At 56.2% G+C, this 19,473-nt stretch carries 19 protein-coding genes; 7 read left to right on the top strand and 12 right to left on the bottom strand.

Translation table 11 applies throughout. The annotated features are described in order from the left end of the window. Positions 1-14 precede the first annotated feature (14 nt). The gene (locus OHL22_RS17820; RefSeq protein WP_263340307.1) at positions 15-872 is read left to right on the top strand and encodes a trypsin-like serine protease; all 858 of its coding nucleotides are present in this window, start codon (positions 15-17) and stop codon (positions 870-872) included. A 291-nt stretch (positions 873-1,163) separates the two neighbouring features. On the opposite strand, the gene OHL22_RS17815 is transcribed toward OHL22_RS17820, so the two are convergent. Then, on the bottom strand, positions 1,164-2,072 hold the full coding sequence (locus OHL22_RS17815) for an alpha/beta fold hydrolase (protein WP_263340306.1): 909 nt from the start codon (positions 2,070-2,072) through the stop codon (positions 1,164-1,166). A 518-nt stretch (positions 2,073-2,590) separates the two neighbouring features. On the opposite strand from OHL22_RS17815, the gene OHL22_RS17810 reads away from it, so the two are divergent. Both OHL22_RS17810 and OHL22_RS17805 read left to right on the top strand, forming a co-directional pair. After that, positions 2,591-3,346: a hypothetical protein gene (locus OHL22_RS17810; RefSeq protein WP_263340304.1), complete on the top strand. Its 756-nt coding sequence runs from the start codon at positions 2,591-2,593 to the stop codon at positions 3,344-3,346. Between the two features lie 258 nt (positions 3,347-3,604). Next, the gene (locus OHL22_RS17805; protein WP_263340301.1) at positions 3,605-4,471 is read left to right on the top strand and encodes a dienelactone hydrolase family protein; all 867 of its coding nucleotides are present in this window, start codon (positions 3,605-3,607) and stop codon (positions 4,469-4,471) included. Positions 4,472-4,578: 107 nt separating this feature from the next. On the opposite strand, the gene OHL22_RS17800 is transcribed toward OHL22_RS17805, so the two are convergent. Continuing rightward, the gene (locus OHL22_RS17800) at positions 4,579-5,289 is read right to left on the bottom strand and encodes a M24 family metallopeptidase (RefSeq protein ID WP_263340298.1); all 711 of its coding nucleotides are present in this window, start codon (positions 5,287-5,289) and stop codon (positions 4,579-4,581) included. A 54-nt stretch (positions 5,290-5,343) separates the two neighbouring features. Between OHL22_RS17800 and OHL22_RS17795 the strand changes: the two genes are divergently transcribed. The 3 genes from OHL22_RS17795 to OHL22_RS17785 are packed head-to-tail and all read left to right on the top strand — an operon-like array spanning position 5,344 to position 7,551. Then, positions 5,344-6,426: a thioredoxin family protein gene (locus tag OHL22_RS17795; protein ID WP_263340296.1), complete on the top strand. Its 1,083-nt coding sequence runs from the start codon at positions 5,344-5,346 to the stop codon at positions 6,424-6,426. A gap of 20 nt (positions 6,427-6,446) precedes the next feature. Then, positions 6,447-7,037, top strand: coding sequence for a peptide-methionine (R)-S-oxide reductase MsrB (gene msrB / locus OHL22_RS17790; protein WP_263340294.1), 591 nt, complete (start codon positions 6,447-6,449; stop codon positions 7,035-7,037). A 19-nt stretch (positions 7,038-7,056) separates the two neighbouring features. Then, positions 7,057-7,551 (top strand): GAF domain-containing protein, encoded by a 495-nt coding sequence (locus OHL22_RS17785; protein ID WP_263340292.1) that lies wholly within the window; start codon positions 7,057-7,059, stop codon positions 7,549-7,551. A 4-nt stretch (positions 7,552-7,555) separates the two neighbouring features. Here OHL22_RS17785 and OHL22_RS17780 read toward each other — a convergent pair whose 3' ends face one another. Then, positions 7,556-7,891, bottom strand: a complete 336-nt coding sequence (locus OHL22_RS17780; RefSeq protein ID WP_263340290.1) for a CHY zinc finger protein — start codon at positions 7,889-7,891, stop codon at positions 7,556-7,558. 53 nt (positions 7,892-7,944) lie between these two features. After that, on the bottom strand, positions 7,945-9,078 hold the full coding sequence (locus OHL22_RS17775; RefSeq protein WP_263340287.1) for a glycosyltransferase: 1,134 nt from the start codon (positions 9,076-9,078) through the stop codon (positions 7,945-7,947). A 252-nt stretch (positions 9,079-9,330) separates the two neighbouring features. Between OHL22_RS17775 and OHL22_RS17770 the strand changes: the two genes are divergently transcribed. Next, positions 9,331-10,290 carry a hypothetical protein gene (locus OHL22_RS17770; RefSeq protein ID WP_263340284.1) on the top strand — a complete coding sequence of 320 codons (960 nt, stop codon included), beginning with the start codon at positions 9,331-9,333 and terminating at the stop codon, positions 10,288-10,290. 80 nt (positions 10,291-10,370) lie between these two features. On the opposite strand, the gene OHL22_RS17765 is transcribed toward OHL22_RS17770, so the two are convergent. From OHL22_RS17765 to OHL22_RS17730, 8 genes are all read right to left on the bottom strand, one after another. Next, positions 10,371-11,750 (bottom strand): DUF3863 domain-containing protein, encoded by a 1,380-nt coding sequence (locus OHL22_RS17765; protein ID WP_263340281.1) that lies wholly within the window; start codon positions 11,748-11,750, stop codon positions 10,371-10,373. Between the two features lie 89 nt (positions 11,751-11,839). Beyond that, entirely contained in the window at positions 11,840-13,576 is a 1,737-nt protein-coding gene (locus tag OHL22_RS17760; protein WP_263340279.1) for a peptide-N4-asparagine amidase, read from the bottom strand. A 169-nt stretch (positions 13,577-13,745) separates the two neighbouring features. Next, positions 13,746-14,075 carry a PadR family transcriptional regulator gene (locus OHL22_RS17755; protein WP_263340277.1) on the bottom strand — a complete coding sequence of 110 codons (330 nt, stop codon included), beginning with the start codon at positions 14,073-14,075 and terminating at the stop codon, positions 13,746-13,748. Positions 14,076-14,162: 87 nt separating this feature from the next. After that, the gene (locus OHL22_RS17750) at positions 14,163-14,498 is read right to left on the bottom strand and encodes a hypothetical protein (RefSeq protein WP_263340275.1); all 336 of its coding nucleotides are present in this window, start codon (positions 14,496-14,498) and stop codon (positions 14,163-14,165) included. Positions 14,499-14,501: 3 nt separating this feature from the next. After that, the gene (locus OHL22_RS17745; protein ID WP_263340273.1) at positions 14,502-15,068 is read right to left on the bottom strand and encodes a hypothetical protein; all 567 of its coding nucleotides are present in this window, start codon (positions 15,066-15,068) and stop codon (positions 14,502-14,504) included. A gap of 33 nt (positions 15,069-15,101) precedes the next feature. Then, entirely contained in the window at positions 15,102-15,977 is an 876-nt protein-coding gene (locus OHL22_RS17740; RefSeq protein ID WP_263340269.1) for a transporter, read from the bottom strand. A gap of 507 nt (positions 15,978-16,484) precedes the next feature. Then, complete coding sequence (locus tag OHL22_RS17735; RefSeq protein WP_263340267.1) at positions 16,485-18,656, bottom strand: S9 family peptidase; 2,172 nt, start codon at positions 18,654-18,656, stop codon at positions 16,485-16,487. Positions 18,657-18,771: 115 nt separating this feature from the next. After that, the gene (locus OHL22_RS17730) at positions 18,772-19,383 is read right to left on the bottom strand and encodes a hypothetical protein (protein WP_263340264.1); all 612 of its coding nucleotides are present in this window, start codon (positions 19,381-19,383) and stop codon (positions 18,772-18,774) included. Positions 19,384-19,473 lie beyond the last annotated feature (90 nt).

Below are 19,473 nucleotides of genomic sequence, written 5' to 3'. Positions count from 1 at the left end.
GAGGAAACCGCTCCTTGAAGTCATCTCGCTATTTCTTGCTCGCCTTGTTAGGAGTTGCCATTACAGCTCATGCCATCGTTATCCGGCATGATGTTCCCGATGCAAAATATGCCGTTTCGGGAAAAGACTTTCCGGCACTCGTTGATTTGCCAGGGGAAGGTCATGGTGTATTGATCGCAAAGCAATGGGTTGTCACGGCCGCACATGCCACGATGGATATGCAGACCACGCATAATTACGTGGTGATCAATGGCAAGCGGAGAGAAGTTTCAAAGATCGTGCGCTATCCCGACTACATGGCCTTCTCAATCACCTGGAGCAAACTTTTCCGAGACGTAAAATCAGTAGATGCAGAGTCATGGCTGGCGAGGCATGCTTCTGCTCGGGCATCCATGCATGATATAGCGCTTCTCGAGTTGACCAATCCCGTTGAGGACGTGGTTCCCGTAGCTCTGTACAGGCGTCTTGACGAGCAAGGGCAAGTGGCAAAAATTTACGGGAAGGGTGCTACAGGGAACGACCTGCAGGGCGCTGATCCAAAAGCGCCAACCAGGGGCGCATTGCGCAGGGCATACAACCAAGTCATCAGCACAGACAATCAATTGCTGGTCTATAGATTCGACTGTGGTGCGAAAGCGTTGCCTTTGGAAGGTGTGATTGGTGGCGGTGATAGCGGTGGCCCTGTCCTACTCAACGACCATGGAGCGTGGAAATTGGCCGGCGTAGCGCATGGCCTGGACGCACAGAAAGCGGATTATTTCACGATGCACTCAGACACGTATCGTCAGGGGATTTGCGGACAGGATTTTTCGAACGCTCGCATCTCCTTTTTCGCAAGCTGGATCGACAGTGTCATAGGCAATGCAAGGTAAGGTCGTCGCATATTTAGCTAACAAGTAAGCTTGGCACTCACCCTTCCCTATTCGAATTTAGCGGCGTTTCTCTCGCAGTCTACTCGGTTTGAGAATCTGGACACGCATCATGGCGGGGAGTAGCCATTCGCGATAGAGCATTGATCGGATGATTATTCCATTCCTGTTTGATTGATCTTTGCGGATGGTGTCTCGGGTGAGCGCATTGCTCTGGAGCCAATAGTTGAGATTACTGAACACAAGCCGGCTCATCGTTATCAACCTGTGGTGTCTGCTTTCGCATTGCGCGGACTAGAGGGCAGCGTCTTCAGAGGCCGTACTCTCCCCGTGTTCCATTAGAAACTCACGCATCGCAATGGATATTTCCCGCAAGTGAGTTTCAAGCGCGAAGTGTCCCGTTGGCAGGAACCTGACGGTAGCGGTCGGGATGTCTTTCTTGAACGCTTCTGCTCCAGCAGGTATGAAGTACGGATCGAACTTGCCCCATATTGCGAGGAGCGGAGGTTTCGCGGTTCGAAAGTACTCCTGGAATTTGGGATACAGCTTCACATTATTGGCATAGTCGAGGAACAGATCGAGCTGAATATCAACGTTTCCAGGACGCGCCAATAGCGCAGCGTCCAGGGTGTAGCCCTCGGGTTTGATGAGAGCCGGGTCCGGGATTCCGACTGAATACTCGTGACGCATTCCTTCCGCGGTCAGGCCTGTGCGGATGGCATTCCGATGCTCCAGTGTGGGTTCGCGCCAATAGCGTTGGATCGGCTGCCAGGCATCGCCCAAGCCTTCTTCATAAGCATTGCCATTTTGCGAAATGATGGCGGTCACACGATCGGGCGCCATCAACGCCAGACGGAAGCCCGTAGGCGCTCCGTAATCAAATACGTACATTGCGTAACGGGTAAGTTTGAGAGCCTGAGTAAAGGCGAAGATGGTTTTTGCCAAGGCGTCGAAGGTATAGTGATAGCCGCGCTCCGCAGGAACCTCAGTGAAGCCAAAGCCCGGCAAATCGGGAGCGATCACCCGATAGCGGTCGGCAAGGCGCGGAATCAGCTCTCGATACTGAAACGATGACGTGGGGAATCCATGGAGCAAGAGAATGACCGGAGCGTTGGTGGGACCCGCTTCGCGGTAAAACACATGAACCCCGTCAGCTTCGATGCGATGGTGAGACGTTAGAGGAATATCGGGAATGCTCGTCATAGACTTCTGCCTCGAAATGCTGGGTTGCTGGTTGAAATTGAACCAAGCGATCTTGCGACGAAAAACGTCGAGTCCCACAACCGCGGATGCGAGAAAACTGCGGCGATCAAAGCTCAAGGACCACCTTACCTTTGCTGCCTCTGGCTACGGCATCGTAGGCGCGGGCAATATCGTTAGGTCCAAAACTGCTTTTCAACCAGCAGGGGCTCTAGTTGATGCTGCTCGGCGAGCTCTGCTGCCTATTAAGAATATATCCATGATTTGAGCGCCCGACGCCGTAAGCAGCGGCAGGAAGCAGTTGACGGGAAATCGCTGCTACGCTTGCTGAAGAGTCGCAAAAGGCACAACATTCTTCATCTTGCAGCAATCGATTTCGCTTGTTTCGTTGCTGTAACTTCAATCGGACTCACTTTTCTATGGAAATTCACGCGGTTTGAGAATCTGGATACGCATCATGGTGGGAAGTAACTGCTATTCGTACCCAGCGACAGTAGTTATAGCTCAGGAAACAAAGTGCTATGCTCGTGTGCATGGCCGTGTACGGGTATAGCGAAGAGACAATCGAGAAGGTCCGTGCCAAAGCGAAACGCAATGCGCTCCCGATGAGGATCATCGGGGTGACTCTGATCATCGGCAGCTTCGTCGCGATGATTGTCGATACTCGAATTGGCCTGCGTTCTGATCCGCTGCGCTCTCTTCCCGTTGTCCTCATCGTTCTCGGAATGCAGCTTATGGGCTGGACTTTCCGAAGAGGGCGAAAACAGCTAACGGACGTTGTGGACGCAATCGTCGGCAGGAGTTACATAGTGACTGAAGGTGAGGTCCGCCAGCTCTACCCAAATGGCGAAGAGCGGCGGTTTAGTCGCGAGGAGATTGTTCGAGCCGAGGAAGTCCGATTGGTCCGCGGACTCTATATTCGCAGCTCCAATCGCTATCGATGGATTCTGGTTCCGGAGACGATCGACCGTTACGACGAATTCAAGGACGAGCTTCGACGAATGGGGATACCGTTTGTTCGCCGCGCTCTTCCTATGAATCCGGAAGAGTGGTTGTTCGTAGCGGTCTACATCGGAACGCTGATATGCCCGCTGGTGACTCATGATCGGGGGATTCTTGTCGCAGACTTTGTAGTCGCGTTGTGCCTGACGTTTCCTGGGATGTTGATCATCCGCGCTAATCCGGACAATCGCCGACTTCGGAAGCTGGCATATGCGGGCTCATTCCTTCCTGCGGTTCTGATTCTTGCATTTCTTTGGTTGATGAAGATGCCGTAAGGTTGCCGTACGGAATCAGGATGGCCTCGCTGCCGGCGCCTCTCTTTCTGCGAGAGCGTGTGTTTCCCGAGGTTGATCGACTTTTTGCTATTTGGGCGATGGCGATGTGGTTCTTGAATACGTGCCGACTTTTGCTGTGACACATTTTTCGCCGCGAAGAGATATTCTTCTGTGGCGGCGCATCGCCGGTATCGATGAAGCGATACAGAGTGAACCGTACTGCCAATTCAACATTCGGAAAAAGAGGGAGAAGCGCTTATGTGCGATGAATTTATTCACCAGGGCCTGACGCATGATCCTACGGTTTCGCGGAGGGCGTTTATGGCTGCTGCGGCGACGACGGTGGTACTGAGCTCGGCGGCTGCGGCGGAGCCTATCAAAATCGTAGAGAAGGATGTGAACGTGCCGATGGCTTCGGGGGTTTCGGACTCGGCGCTGTTTTATCCCGAGGGTAAAGGGCCATGGCCTGCGGTGCTGGTATGGACGGACATTCTGGGGTTGCGGCCGGTGTTTCGCGAGATGGGCAGACGGCTGGCTGCGCAGGGCTATGCGGTGCTGGTGCCGAATCCGTTCTATCGCAATGCAAAGGCGCCGGTGGTGGATGGATCGTTTGATTTTTCGAAGCCGGAAGACCGCGCGAAGGTGATGCCGATGGCGCAGGCGCTGACGGCGGATGCGAATATCAGCGACGCAAAGGCGTATGTGAGTTTTCTCGATGCGCAGCCGCAGACGGATAAGACGAAGAAGATGGGCGTGCAGGGATATTGCATGGGAGGTCCGCTTACGTTTCGCACGGCGGCGACGCGAGCTGACCGCATTGGCGCGGCGGCGACCTTTCATGGCGGCGGGCTGGTAACGGATAAGCCCGACAGCCCTCACCTGATGGTTGCGCAGATGAAGGCCGAGGTGCTGTGCTGCGTGGCGGATAACGATGACAAGCGCGATCCTGCGGCGAAGGACAAGCTGAAGGAAGCTTTCGCAGCGGCTCATCTCAAGGCTACGGTGGAGGTATTCGACGGCTGTAACCACGGCTGGACGGTGCGCGGAAGCCAGGTCTACAACGAAGCCGGAGCCGAGCGGGCTTGGGCGGAATTGACGGAGTTGTATAAGCGGAACCTGGGTTAGAGCCGAGTTACCTGAAGGCATCGGAAACGGCCATGATGGCTTCGACGCGGATGTTGGGGTCGCGTGCGCTGTGGGCTCGCTGGAACGGAGCTCATGACTCGGGCTTCTTATACGGTGAGTAGTTCTTCGAAGAAGCCGCCTATTTCGCGCTCGCGATCGACGAAGTGGATCTCGAGTATCCAGTGGCGTTTCTGGCCTTTTTCATCCAGCGAATGCATGGGCAAATTACTGTCTGGATGGACGTAGAGGGTGATTTTGTCGCCGGAAATTTTTTCGTGTGGGAACTGGCCGATGAGATGGCCCGCGATGGGGCCGCCGAAGTCCCATCCGTACTTTGCGGCGAGGGATGTGGCATGCGCAAATAGCTGGTTGGCGGTGATGTCGGGATGCTGGTGGAAGTAGCGTTTGCCTTCAGCGAACGCTGCGCCTACGTCGTCGCACAGCTTGAGCTTTGCTGGATCGGAGCCGATGACGAAGGTGCGGCCGAAATCCGCTTCCCAGTTTTCGAAGACGGGCCCGAGATCGAGAAAGAGAATGTCGTCTTCCTGGATGAGCAGGTCGGGTGGGTTTTCGGCGTAGGGTGCGAGGGTGTTTTTGCCCGCGCGGACTATGCGCTTATGCCAGTAGGTCAATATGCCGAACATTTTTTCCGCAAGGGCGTAGATAGCCGCGTTTACCTGGCTTTCGGTGATGCCGGCGCGAATGATGTTTTGCGATTCAATTTCGTTAAACAGCTGTTCGGCTTTGATTTGGGCGTTGCGGAGCTCTGTAACTCGCTGTTCTTCCGAAGCATCTATCTGAAGGGTTTCGTCTGACAAAGGGCCAGCACCTCACTACTATTTATAGTGCTCGCGGAAAGGGATGGAAACCGGATGGCTGTTGTTTCTTACCGGCGTGGGATGAAGCTGTCGCTTTTTGCGGCGGTTGCCGCGGTGTTGTGCTGTGTCGTTGCCAGCCAATCCATTGCTCAGGAAAACGAGCACAGCATTGTTGGGAGCTCGCCTTTGTATGGGCTTACTGGCGCGACGGGGTGGATCAATTCGAAACCGCTGACGCCGAAGCAGCTTAAGGGCAAGGTGGTGCTGGTAGATTTCTGGACTTACTCGTGCATCAATTGCCTGCGGGCTTTACCTTATATCCGCGCGTGGGCGGATAAGTACAAAGATAGCGGGTTGGTGGTGATTGGCGTGCACTCGCCGGAGTTTGGGTTTGAGGGCGAGCAGGAGAACGTGCAAAAGGCCGTGCAGAAGCTGGGGATCACTTATCCAGTAGCGCTGGATAGCGATCACGCGATCTGGAATGCATTTCACAATGAATTCTGGCCTGCGCACTACTTCATTGATGCGAAGGGCAAGGTGCGGTACGAGCATTTTGGCGAGGGACAGTACGACCAGTCAGAGAAATGGATTCAGGAGCTGCTGCAGGAACGGGCTGGAGCAACTATGCCGGGCAATACAGCGGACGTTCAAGGAAAAGGAGTGGAGGCCGCGCCTGATATGAGGGAGGTGAAATCTCCTGAGACCTACATTGGATATGCGCGGGCTGCGCACTTTGCTTCGCCGGACGGAATCAAAAAAGATGTAGAGCATGCCTACACTGAACCGTCTCACCCTGCCTTGAACGAATGGGGAATGGCGGGCAAGTGGACGGAACACGATCAGAATGCAGTGCTGAAGGCGGCTGGCGGGAAGATTATCTTTCACTTTCATGCGCGCGATTTACATCTTGTGCTCGGGCCGACTTATAACGGAAAGCCGGTGCGCTTTCGCGTGACGATCGATGGTCATGCGCCGGGTGAGAATCATGGCGTGGATACGGACGATCAGGGCAACGGAACAGTGACGGAATACCGGTTGTATCAACTGGTGCGGCAGAAGGGGTCTGTGGAAGATCACGTCTTCGCCATTGAATTTGAAGACCCGGGTGTACAGGTATTTTCCTTTACCTTCGGATGAAGATCCAGATGGGAGGGGTCATGATTGATGCGTCAGACAAGATGACGAGGCTGATGACTCGTCGCGGATTCGTTATCGCAGGCGGTGCGGCTGCAGCAATGATTGCTTTTCGTCTTCGCTATGAAGTTGAATCGGTTGCGGCGAAGAACAGCGCGCCGAAAGATGTAAAGATCGTGAAATTTTCGGATGGAGGACAGAGGCAGGATGTGGCGACTTTGCCTCTTGTTGTGAAGACCGAAGCAGAGTGGAGACAGCAGCTATCTCCTATTGCGTTTGAAGTGACGCGCCATGCGGGTACGGAACGCGCGTATTCGGGAGAGTACTGGAATCTGCATGACAAGGGGCTTTACCGCTGTATCTGCTGCGATACGGCGCTTTTCAGCTCAGATACCAAGTTTGAGTCGGGAACGGGGTGGCCTAGTTTCTGGCAGCCGATTGCGAAGGAAAATGTTCATGAGGGCGGCGACCTGTCGCTGGGTATGATGCGTACTGCGGTTTCGTGCCGGCTGTGCGAGGCGCATCTTGGGCATGTCTTCGACGATGGGCCGAAGCCTACTGGTCTTCGGTATTGCATGAACTCGGTGGCTCTGCGCTTTGTGAAATCGGCTTGAATTCTGTTTGAGTCACACGATGGACAATAGAAGAATGACGATGATGGCTTTTGAGGAGATTGTCGCCGAGATAAGGCGGTTTGCAGCGAGTGCTGATGATCTCGCTTCTCTGCAGCGGTTTAGTGTCGATCTGATTGCCGAACGCTTGCCGCATTACAACTGGGTTGGGTTCTATATGCTCGATCCGGATGATGAGAACGTGCTTGTGCTGGGCCCTTTTCATGGGGCGGCTACGGAGCATGTTCGCATACCGGTGAGTGAGGGCATTTGCGGAGCAGCTGTGGCGCAGGGAGAAACGGTGATCGTGGACGACGTCTCTGCAGACCCGAGATATCTGGCTTGTTCGATTGAGACGAAATCGGAGATTGTTGTGCCGATCACGGCGGCCGGAAAGATTGTTGGAGAGATCGATATCGATAGCCATGACCTCAGCGCCTTTGGAGCGGGGGATCGAGTGTTTCTGGAGGAGTGCGCTTTGATCTTCGGCGAGTTTATCGAGGAACACTCTCGTTAGAAGCTCAGGGAGTGACTGCAAAATAAAAGTGGTAGTGGTTGCGGCAGCCAGGGTTAAAGGCTGCGCCGCAGGCAGGGCATTCATAACCGCTGGCCATGTATTGCTCGATACTCAATTCTTCTCCGCATACACCGCAAAGCACGGCTGGCTGTGTCCACTCGGACTGAGGCCATGTCTCGACAGAATGGCCTGCTAGCGCTTCATGACAATCTTTGCAGGCATAGTAGACGCCGCAGCATTTCATCTTAATAGCGATGATGTCGAGAGGACTTCGATAGTGAGCGCAGCGTGTTTGTGCATCGAGATCGATTCCCTGGACTTTTGGACGTTGCAGCGACATAAATAGAAGATTATTACGCTTGCAGGAAAAGATGCATGCTCGCGCCAATCGCACTATGCGGCGGGAGTACCGGGGTAGACGCGGTTTTTCCAGCCGCCGCCTTGGCCTGTGTAATGGCGCACTGCTGAGGCGATGGTTGCGCCTAGATAGAAGAGACTGATGATGGGCAGGGCTGCGCCCCAGAGCGGTGAGCGCTGGTAGCGGCGCAGTGTGGGCTGGAAGGTGAGCGCCATCGCGAGCCATGAGGCTGCGCCGAGGATGCGCGACATACCGTGAGCGAAGAGAGTGAAGACCGGTGGGGCGAGATAGATGAGGCTCATGCCGAGGACGCAGCCTAGCAGCATGATTGGCGAGTGGCGGAGCTGAACATAGGCGGTGCGGGCGATCATGTTCCAGATTTCTTGCCAGTCTTTGTAGACGCGTGTCGATGTGGCAGACTCGGCATGGCCGAGCCAGATGCGGCCGCCGGTGGATTTGATTTCTTTCGCTAGCGCGCAGTCATCGATGAGGTGATGGCGGATGTGGGAGACGCCGTCGATGCGGTCTATTGCCGCGCGTGAGACGAGCATTGCGCCTCCGGCTGCGCCTGCGGTTTGCCTGGCTGGATCATTGACCCAGTCGAAGGGGTAGAGCATCTGGAAGAAGAAGACGAAGGCGGGGATGAGAGCGCGCTCGGCTGCTGTTTCGCAATGAAGACGAACCATCTCGGAGGTGAGATCGAGATGATCGGCTTCTGCTTTCGTGGCTAGCTGCGAGATGTGATTGGGCGCGTGGACGATGTCGGCATCGGTTAGCAAGTTGTACTGGGCTTGTTGTGCGACGGGATGGTTGAGGCCTTGATGGACGGCCCAGAGCTTGCCGCTCCAGCCGTGTGGCAATGGCGATCCGCTGATGACGTGGAGACGATTGCCTGCGTTGAGCGATGCTGCGATTGCTCCAGTGCCGTCGGTGCTGTTGTCATCGACGAGGATGATGGATAGCTTGCCGGTGTAATGCTGCGCGAGGAGCGAAGTGAGGCACTCGCGGATACTCTCTGCTTCATTGCGCGCGGGGACGATTACGGCTATCGCTGCATTGCCGCATGGAGTGGCGGCATCGAGTGTTTGAGACGTACTCCATAACCTGCCGTGCAACACGACTAGATATATCCAGATAAGGCACGAGAGCGCTGCGATGACGGTGATCATGCGATGGATCTATTGTCGTCGATCGCGATTGCCAAGCGGAAGATGACCAACGCGAACACTCGCGATCTGATCTACGAGTCGTGTTTATGCGCTTCAGATGAAGATGAGAAAAACGCGCGAGTTTTGTCGACGTCTGCAACGATGCGGGTCAAGGCAGCACTAATAGGCAGTACGAAAGCGGACGGTCTGCGCAATCTAACCTAGAGATTCCGAAACCGCATTTCGAAGTTCAATGCGACAGGAGTATGGATTATGTTTCGGAATTCAGTGTTGAAGTGTTTCACGCAGTCGATTGCCTTAACCGCGTTTGCAGCCAGCCTGACGGCAGCGCAAGCCCAGAGACCAGCGGGACAGATGCGTCCTGCTACCGTTCCCGCAGAGTATGTGATTACGCCCTACGGATACTTTCATCCAAGCTGTGTTCAGCACCTGAATAAAGGTGATGAAGTGCGGAAGAATGAGAACGCTATTCGTCATGCCGATGGTACTTATTCGGACATTCAAAGCTGCTCGTTTGCGCACTTTGATGCCAAGGGTCAAAAGGTCTCTGAGGAAGCATCTGCAACGAAAGAGCCTACGATTTCGCATGCGTGGGTTGAGTATGCCGGCACTACGACGAGCAGCTCCTTTGGTGAGCTTGTGGCGGAATGGACAGTTCCACCAGCGCCCAGCGCGAATAACGGCCAGACCGTGTATCTGTTTCCGGGCCTGGAAGACTATGCAGACGTGAAGACTATTCTTCAGCCGGTGCTGGGATGGAATTCGGATTATGTATCGGCTTGGGGTATTGCGAGCTGGAATTGCTGCTGGAGCGGCACTGTCTTCGAGGCTACGCCGCAGAAGGTAGCTGCTGGAGATACCATTCTTGGCGAGATGTGGGATACGTGCTCGGCGGGTACTTTGTCCTGCGCTACTTGGGACATCCTGACATACGATCTCACGAGCGGGAAGTATAGCGAGATGCTCAATACTTCGAGCCAGGGACAGACTTTTAATTGGGCATTCGCGGGTGCGCTTGAGGTTTACAACATCGCTCAATGCGCGAATTACCCACCGAATGGCTCTATCTCATTCCACAATATCGCGCTCTACAACGACAGCTTCTCGCAGGTCGTTGATCCGGCGTGGTCGGTAACGAATTCTTCGTCTGGATTGACTCCGCAATGCGGATATGGCGGCGGTCTGTCACAGCAGGCGAATCTTTATTACTAACAGCAAATCAAAGATCGAACATTCGATGAAGAACGAATTGCTGCCGGGCCTGATGGAGCGGCAGCAATTCAGCATTTTGTCTATGCGAACTTTTTTAGCTCTGGATAGCGTGTGAAGATGCGCTGCTGATCCGCTGCGGAGAGCTGACTGAGACGCTTTGGCTTGTCCTGGGGGCGGGTGCCTTTCTGGTTGAGTACGTTCATCAAGCTCCACTCACGCTGGGGGTTTGGCGGCTCTTTTGCGGGCAGGTCGTAGCGGGTGAAGTCGATGGCGTTCCAGGGACTGTTGGTGGTCCAGTTGTGAAGCAGGGCGAGGCGGAACTCCTCGTTCATGTACCAGCGGATTTCGAGGTCTTTTTCGGAACCTGGCGCGCCGGTGCCTCTTTCATCGAAGCGGTAGTTGATGGCGGCGTTGGAACGATAGTGTTTGCGCCATTCCAAGCCGAATTCACCTTCGGTGATGACTTGCGTGTCGGGCCAGCGTTGCTTGACGTTTTGCAGCCACCAGGTGAGATCTTTGTCGTGGCCGATGGAGACTTCCCAGATGGCGGTGACGAAGCCGAAGCCGTTGAGGGCGTGGCCCTGGTCGAAGTGGATGGCGGTGGTGGCGAGCATTTCGTGATGGCCGACCTGTTCGCCGAGATCGGCGACGGTTTCGATGGGGCCGACACCGAGGCGTGAGTTGAACTTGCCTTCGAAGCCGTTGCGGCGGGCGGTGAGGAAATCGCAGGTCCAGCCATCGAGACAGACACAGTCGATGAAATCTGCGGGGCCCTGGGCGGGCTTCAGGTAATGTTCGCGGCTGGGGTAGTAAGGATAGCAGATGCCGCCGTCCCCGTCGCCGTTGTCGATGGCGTGCTGGCTCCAGATCTGGGCCTGGCAGACGTGGATGCCTTCTTCGGTGGCGAGGAGGCGCATGTTTTCCGAATCCATGAAGCCGGCGACGATGGACTGTGGACGGTAGTGGTTGCCAACCATGTTGGTGATGAGCCCGAGCGCGTCATGCATGGTCTTGCGGATGTGTTCGCGGGTGTCGAACATGGGCGCGAAGTAGCCGCCGGGGATGAAGGTGATTTCATCACCGTAGCGGTCGTGATAGGAGGCGAGCAGTCGGCGGGCTTCCTGATATTCCTTGCGATTGTCGTGGAGAGCGAGCCAACTGATGGCCCAGGTCATGCGGCCGTTGGGGCATCCAGCGGCGAAGGCTTCGCGGCGCGAGCGGATGTGGTCCGGGCTGTTGAGTGGCGCTTCGTCTTCGCCGAGATTGCGGGTCGGAGTGACCTCGATCTGATTGACGCGAACGACGGAGATGTGGGTTAGATAGCGGCCCTGGAATGGCGGCGCTGCTGAACTGGCGAGGGCATTGGAGAGTGGTGACGCGATGGAAAGAGCGCCTGCAGATTGAGCTGCGCTGCTGAGGAACTTGCGCCGTGTCCAGTGGGAAGCCGTTATAGGTTTCATGACATTACTATCTTAGGCTGTCAGAAACCACCGGTAGCAATGGCGGAGCGTTGAGCTCCGCCATATTTTGCGCTTTTGCATGATGGAGTCTATCTCACTCGATAATCGTGGCAGTCTTTCTGATCTTTCACGTTGGTTAGTTCAAGATTGGCTGCTGTGATGGTGCGGTTGTAGCAGCCTCCATTGCTGTCGTGGTAGATGTAGGTCTGTTTGCTGGACTGACCGGTGCTGGGACCAAGGTAATAGCCACCATTAGACAAGACATACTCGGTGGAATCTTGCGTGGTGACTTCGTTACTGACATGCGACTCGAAAATCGGAAAGCCCTCGAAGGTGCGCTTGTGATCGACGGCGTATTTCTGATCGATAGAGGTGACCTGAGGCACGTCGCCGCTGGAAAGGAATGTATCCGAAAGATTGATGGTGAAGGGATACGAGACGTGGGTTTCCTCGGTGGTGAAGAAGGGACCCTCCTGCGTGGTGGTCTTTGCGTCGACGGTCGACGTCTGGACTTCGTCCTGGATTTCAGCAGGAGTGGTGGTTAGTGAGATGTTGGTCACGTTCTTAAAGTTGACCACCTCATCGACAGTGCTGACAACGCGGCCGTGTGAGGTGTTGATGTAGCCCGAGATGGTGAAGTTATGGCTATTGGTTGTAGTGATAGTTCCTCCACCGATGCCAGAGGAGTTGATCGAAACAGTATTATCGACGGTGGGATTGGGCGCGGTGAGCGTGTTCTTTGTTACTTCGCCTGTAATCTTCTTGCTGCCGTGGTCTTCGTTCAGCAGCAAGACAGCGTCAGTGCTGAACCAGCTGTAGGCGTTGTAAACGCTGATGCCGATGGTATGTTGCTGGCCATCACTCAACTGCCCGGCAAACGGCGTTAGATCGATGCGGTAGGGCTTGAAGTTGAGGGTCTGCACGCCGGGGATGGGGGTCCAGAGATAAGGATCGAGGCCACCGGTATAGATCCACGGAAAGACAGGAGCGACGCCGGCGGGTGTGCCATCGATGGCTACTTCTACTTCACGAAAAGAAGTGTCCTGGCAGTCGCCCAGCGTTGGCGCCAGGCTGGTCGGCACGCAGAAGAACCACTGTTCTTCGCCTGAACTGTTCTGACTTTGTGCAAAGACATCGAGATAGGCGCTTTCGATGTTGGTGGGCAGCGTGAAGCTCTGGCTCAGCACGGGATTGGCGGTATCGATGGCGAAGGTGCCGTTGGAGTTGTTGGGTATCGGCAGTACGGCATCGAAGGTGCGCGGAGCTGGATTGGCAAAGTCAGCAGGATAAAACTCGAGGTTGAATGTGCCGTGGATAAATGAGTTCAGACCAGGCTCAACGATGTTATAGATGGCCGCGAAACCGCTCTGCGAACTCTTGAAGAGCGCGGAGTAGTCGGTCAGGTCACGCTCGACATGCCAGGTGTTGGTCTGGTTCTGGAGCGGTTCTGCAGTTGTGCCAAAGTAGATATCAACGTTACCGAGAAAGATGTTTCCGGTGCGATCATATTGCACGCCGGCGTCTATGGAGAGATCGCCCGTGAAGACAACCTTGGCCCACGGTCCGGGGCACTTGGATGGCGGAGTATAGGTGAATGGCTTGTTGCTGTAATCGCCGAAGGCTTCGTCAGAAAGTAACGTCACGACGCAGGGTTTGGTGTGTGGGCGCGGAACAGTGGGATCTGCGGTCGCTTCGAGAGAAGAACCGATCTGGTAGCTGTTGGAAGATGTGGAAGACTGAGCGTGTGCTGGAAGCACGATCAATGCTGCCAAAGAAGCGAGCAGAACACTCTTCATGAATCGCGTGCCTGGGGTGTGGGATTGCATGGCGTCATCTCCTTGAGAATCTTGTGGCGGGGATCGAATGCCGCGCCATTGATGAGGGGCCCTGAAACTGCACGAATTGTAGAGCAAAGGAGATGATGCTGGAAATCAATACTCAGATGGAGTAGGAATCTTTGGCAAATGCGACGATAGTCCCGGATTTACTTATGCTCTATTTGCCTTCGCCCATCTCTTCGTAAAGCTCTTGCACTTGCTTGCGGGCTTTGACAAGGGCTTTGCGGCCTGCGGCGGTCGCAAGATAGACCTTGCGGTTGCGGCCCGCGACAAGCTGCAGCTTTGACTTGAGCCAGCCGCGGCGCTCCATGCCGTGCAGCAGCGGGTATATAGTGCCGGGGCCGAGGCGATAGCCGTGACGGCTGAGCTCGCGAATGATGCCGAGGCCGAAGATTGGCTCTTCAGCGGCGTGATGCAGAACGTGCAAGCGCACCAAGCCGATGTACAGATCCTGATTCTCGGAACGGCGTGATGGCTTCTTTGTCATTTTGATATCTAAATTGAATTGGTCTCGAAACCATGATAGGTTGCCGCGGCGCAGATGAAGCTTTCATGCCGGCATGAATTTGCAGGATTAGAAGAGATCGGCGATAGGCGGAAAGGTAAGTAGAACTCCTAAACAAAGCAGAGCCAGCGCTGCGATGTTGGCTCGCGAGGAGATGCTACGTGTGCACCAGCGCAGATGAAGGATGATCCATAAGAGCAGCCAGAGAAGGATTGCGCAGGTGGTGACGCCCGATAGCGGCCCGGTGGGGCGATAGAAGATCATGGCCTGGCGGAATTTTGGGAGTTTGTCGCCGAGGATGGAGAGGATTGCGAGCAGGAACGATGCGGCTCCTGCTGCCAGTGCGGCGGCCGTACCGGCACCGTTGGAAATCTCTGCGGTCTGTGATGCGTTTGCTGGCTGCATGACTTATTGCTCCTGCACGAGGTGAATGGTTGTTCCACCCTGAACCGGGGCTACCTTGTTGAGCATGGCGCCGAAGAAGCCTGCGATTGCCGCGGCGAGGAACGACACTGTGACGAAGGAGAGCAGAGTGGTTCGCAATTCGCGGTGATGGCGGAGGCTTGTGCCGTAGCGGAGCACCATCGCAGCGGCCATGGTGATGGAGATGGCGGCGATCCAGGCGATGTGCTCTTTCCACTCCATACCGATGGAGTGCCAAGCGCTGGTGGAGGGACTTGCGATGAGAAGGCGTTGTGGATATGCGGCAAGGTTTGAGGTGCCAGGCGGCGGAACGGCGCGGTACCAGGGATAGACGATGTAGGCTCCGGTGAGAACGGCGAGCCATGCGAGGGCGCTCATAACGACGAGCCAGACGCGAAGAAAATTTGTACTGATTGGACTGGCAAGCTTCGAGGCGGACGGCTGGAAATAACGCCGGATTTCGACGATAGCTCCGGAGCAAGCGAGGAGATAAAGCGCGCCGAAGAGCATGCCGTGGATCATGGTCCAAAGACCGTGCGATGTGATTTCCATAGAGTCGACCCTCGGTGTGCGGATTCAGAGAAGTTACTGTGAACCGTGATGCAATGCCTGCTGCCAGAGGAATGCATGATCGGCGGATGGTGCTTTGTCGTCGGCTTTGTCGTCTTTGCCCCAGGTCCAGTAGAGGCCGAGGTAGGCGTAGTTTTCTGTTTGCCCGGCGATTGAATGCCCGTAGCAGAAGAGAATCTGCTGATTGGGATTGCGTTTGAAGTGGTAGTAGCCGCCGAAGTCGATCATGGTGGAGGCTTGCGTTTGTGGGGCGGCGACGCCTTCCTTGCCGTGGGCGAATACTTCGCCGCCAAGTTCGAGGCGCTCGCTTAAGGTGTATTTCAACAGGAAGCCGCCGTAGGGGAAGTTGCGATAGCCGGTTTGCGGGACGAGGGTTTCTCCTGCACCGCCGTCGAGAAGCCATTTACCGATGTTCTTCTGCATCCAGAGCGGGAGGCGATACCAGACTTTGCCGACGCCGAGGCCTTTGTCGTAACTTCCGGTGGGCATCTCGAACATGGTGAAGGTGCCAATTTGCGGAATGTGCTTCGACTCTTTGATGTAGGCGATTTTTGCGCCTAGCTCCATGTCGGTGAGACCGAAGTTGGTGGGGCCTGTTCCGCTGGGCAGATAGACGGGATTGTTCAACGGAGCAGCGACGCCGAACGGAAGAATGGCGTGGAGCTGGACGCGAGGGATGGCTCCCCAGTTGAACTCGAACGCTGGGCCAGAGGAATCCATTTCGACAGGAGTGCCGTCGGCTGTGCCGAAGATGTAGAACTCGTAGTGATGCAGGTCGACGGGAACGGGATCGTCCGTCTGATAGGGTGGTCCCTGCGCCAGCAATGCCGGGCTCGCGATAGCCATGCACAGGACGAAGAGGAGAGCGGAGAAGCGGTGCACGGCTTTCATCTGCGAGACTCCGTGAAGAGTGATGACCGTACCGAGGTGTGATTCGGGATAATTCTTCAGGGAACAAACTCGCAATCAGCAGATGCAGATTGCTGAGAACATGCGAGCAGAATCGAATACATCCCTCAGTGGCTAAAGCCACATTCTTTTTGCAGATCTGATGGCACGAGTGAACTCGTGCCCCTTCAAAGCATATTGTTTCTCAGCAGCCCTGACGCAATCGGCATGTGTCGATTTACCTAGTATCGAGATTCGATAGTGGCATGAGTCAAGTTGCGCGGTCAACCGATGTCGAAATTCGATTACGAAGTGGTTAGATGCTTCGGATATGTGGTGATTGTTGTCTTTAGGGGCTTTTTTATATTGGGGAGAATTTAAGACAGGATCAGCCGAAGAACTGATTTCTTTAACTTTTTACATTCCGGATTCGCGCTAGTTGGGACTGCGGGCTCTTTCTATAAGGCATCGGCCCGGCGTATGTTGCGCCGGGCTGATGAGTTTTGTCTCTCAGGGTTTGAGGTAGCGGGCGAAGAAGCTGGTCTCTGCCGCGTAGGCGTGGAGCCAATCTTTGTGGAGCAGGAAGTCGTGGATTTCATCGGGGAAGATGAGCTCTTCGAGTGGAACGTGCTGCTCGCGCAGAAGGGCGATGAGCTTGGGGGTTTGTTCGAACTGCACGTTGCGGTCATCGTCGCCGTGGATGAAGAGGACGGGTGAGCGCCAGGTGGAGACTGACGCTACAGGCGACGATTCGTAGGCGAGGCGCGCGAGGTTGGGGTTGGCGGTGGGGTCGTAGCTGGTGTTCCAGTTGCCTAGCTCGATGTTCCAGTCGTGAACGCCGTGGAAGTCTACACCGACGCGGAAGAGATCAGAGGCGCGACCGAGTGCGAGCGCGGTGAGATAACCGCCATAGCTGCCTCCCCAGCAGCCGATGCGGTTGGGGTCAACGTCGGAGCGGCTGGGGAGGTAGAGGCCCGCGCCCATGACGTCGTTGAATTCGCTGGCTCCGGCGGTGCCGTAGTTGAGGGCTTCACGGAAGTTTAGGCCGTAGCCGATGCCGCTGCGGTAATTGATGGAGAGGACAACGTAGCCCTGGCTGGCGAGGTACTGATTCATGCCGTAGGCGTTGTTGTAGTAGAGCATGTAGTGCCAGCCGAGAAGCATCTGACGACGTGAGCCGCCGTGGAAGAAGACGAGTGCTGCATGTTTTTGCGTGGCGGAAGCTGGCGGGAGGAAGAGCTGGCCGTGAATCTGCATGCCGTCAGCTGCAGAGAAGATGACCTGCTGCGGGACGACGAGCTGCGATGCGGGAAAGTCCTTGGGGATGGCAGCGGGGTCGAGGTCTTCGGGTGTGCCGGAGCTGGATGCGTCTCCTCGGACGGCGGCTACGCGCATGGGCAGGCGAGCATCGGAGCGGAGCATGAAGACTGTGCCATCGCTGGCGAGTGCGGGAAAGACCTCGACGCCTTCTCCGACGGTGAGCGCTTCGGGTTTGTAGACATTGGAGGAGGAGACGGAAAGCTTCCAGAGATGCCTGCGGTCGATGTCCTGCTGGTTTGAGGAATAGACGACGATGGCGCGGTTTTGACTGAACGCTGCGTGTTCCACTTCGAAGTCGCCTGGAGTCAGAAGCGAAGCGGAGCCTCCGGCGGCCGGCACGGCGTAGAGATGAAGCCAGCCATCGGCTTCGCTGGGGAAGACGATCTGGTTGCCGGAGGTCCAGAAAAGCTGGTCTTCGGTAGCGAGCTCGTGGAAGACGCTTCCCTGCTCTGCTGAGGCTGTCCAGAGAACTCGGGGCTGGCCGGTGGCGATGTCGGCGATGTGGATGGACCATGGAGTGGTGGTTGAGCGGTCGGGGGCGAAGTCCAATTCGTTGTGAGCGGTGGTAGTGCGAATGAAGGCTAGCTGATGGCTGTCAGGCGACCAGGAGGGGGAGCGGTCGCTGTCGGAGCTGGGGTCGAGGTAGACGAGTGATTTAGTCGCGAGGTCGTAGACGCCGACGAAGCTGTGGTCGCCACGGTCGCTGACGAAGGCGAGATGGGTGCCGTCGGGCGAGAGGCGGAGGGTGCTCAGGCTTCCGCGTGTGTGGAGGAGCTGGGTAGGCTTGGACTCTTCCTGCTTCGCCGCTTTTGTCCCTGACGTGAGATCAATGGTCCAGAGCTGGTTATCGAGGACATAGATGAGCTGTTTGCCGTCGTGGGTGAAGACGGGGGAGTGGCCGTAGGCGATTTTGACTGGCTCGGAGGGCTTGCTGCCCTTGAGGGAAACGAGCCAGATAGCCTGCTGGATGCCGCCGGGGAGTTCGGCGGGGTTGGCGGCAGGTTTGGAGACGGCTTCGAAGTCGCCGCCGCGGACGTAAGCGATCTGCTGCGCATCGGCGGACCAGGCTACGTCGCCGAGGTCTACGCCGTTGTCTTCGGTGTAGTGGGTGAGCTGGCGGACGGTGAACTTGCCGTGATCGGGCTCAGCGATGAAGAGATTGCGACGGCCCTCGGCGTTGGAGAGCCAACTAACGCGGCCTAGCGCTGATGCGGCCTGGAGCTCGGTTGGAAATGGAGCGCTTAGGACTTGCTGGAGAGTGAAACCAGATTGAGCACGGGCGGTAAGGACGAAGCAGACAACAAGAGATGTGAGGGCAAGGAAGGACTGCAGTCTGCGATTGAGCAACTGGGAGATTTCCATTTCCGGATACTTGCATCGCGGGGAGGAAATGTCCAGATGGATTTGGCGGGGAGTGAGGAGCAAAGCAGAAGCAGATCCTTCGTCGCGTTGCTCCTCAGGATGACAACTCAGACTATCAGTGTGCGTCGTGGAAGCTGTCGCCGGGGAAGTTGGGTATGCCGAAGTGGCCGCGGAGACGGAGCAGGTCGACGGGGTTGAGATTGCCCGCGAAGGTGACGAGGCTGACGGAGCGGGGAGTGACGAAGAGAAGAGTGCCACCTTTGACGGTGATGCCGTCGGTGGCGAGCCAGAGGTCAGTGGCGTCGGTGTGCATGGGATCGCCGGAGCGGCCTTTGGAGACGAGATGTTGCCAGCCGTGGGCGTGATAGGTCTGGCGGAGATCCTGGATGACTTGCGGGTCGATTTCGGCTTCGTCGTGGAAGCGATAGAGGTGGACGGCGACTCCGTCTAGTTTGCGCAGGGATTGGCGAGCCTGGGCTTCGGAGTCAGGGAGCAGGCCGGAGACTGCGCTGAGCATGGTGCGGTCGAGGACGAAGCTGTTTTTAACCTCCGCAGACTGGCCGATGTAGGCGAGTTGCGGTGGAGTCCATTCAAGGGAAACGGGAATGGAGGGTGATGCGGATGGCACAGGGACTGGAGATGGGGAGGGCTCGGAGTACTGGGCCTGCGCAACGACAGCGAGCGACGCGAAGAGGCATACGAGCGCGAGATGTCTCGGAGTGGCCATATTGGGCGAAACACTGGCGGATGGAGGGAAGTTGCGGGGGCTAGAAGAAAAATCCGGAGAAAAGCGGGGCGGGACGAGGCATCGGATGGT

This window comes from Acidicapsa dinghuensis (assembly GCF_025685685.1).
GTDB lineage: Bacteria > Acidobacteriota > Terriglobia > Terriglobales > Acidobacteriaceae > Acidicapsa > Acidicapsa dinghuensis.
The sequence above is the reverse complement of the archived record's forward strand: the minus strand, read 5'-3'. Positions and strand labels throughout refer to the sequence as shown.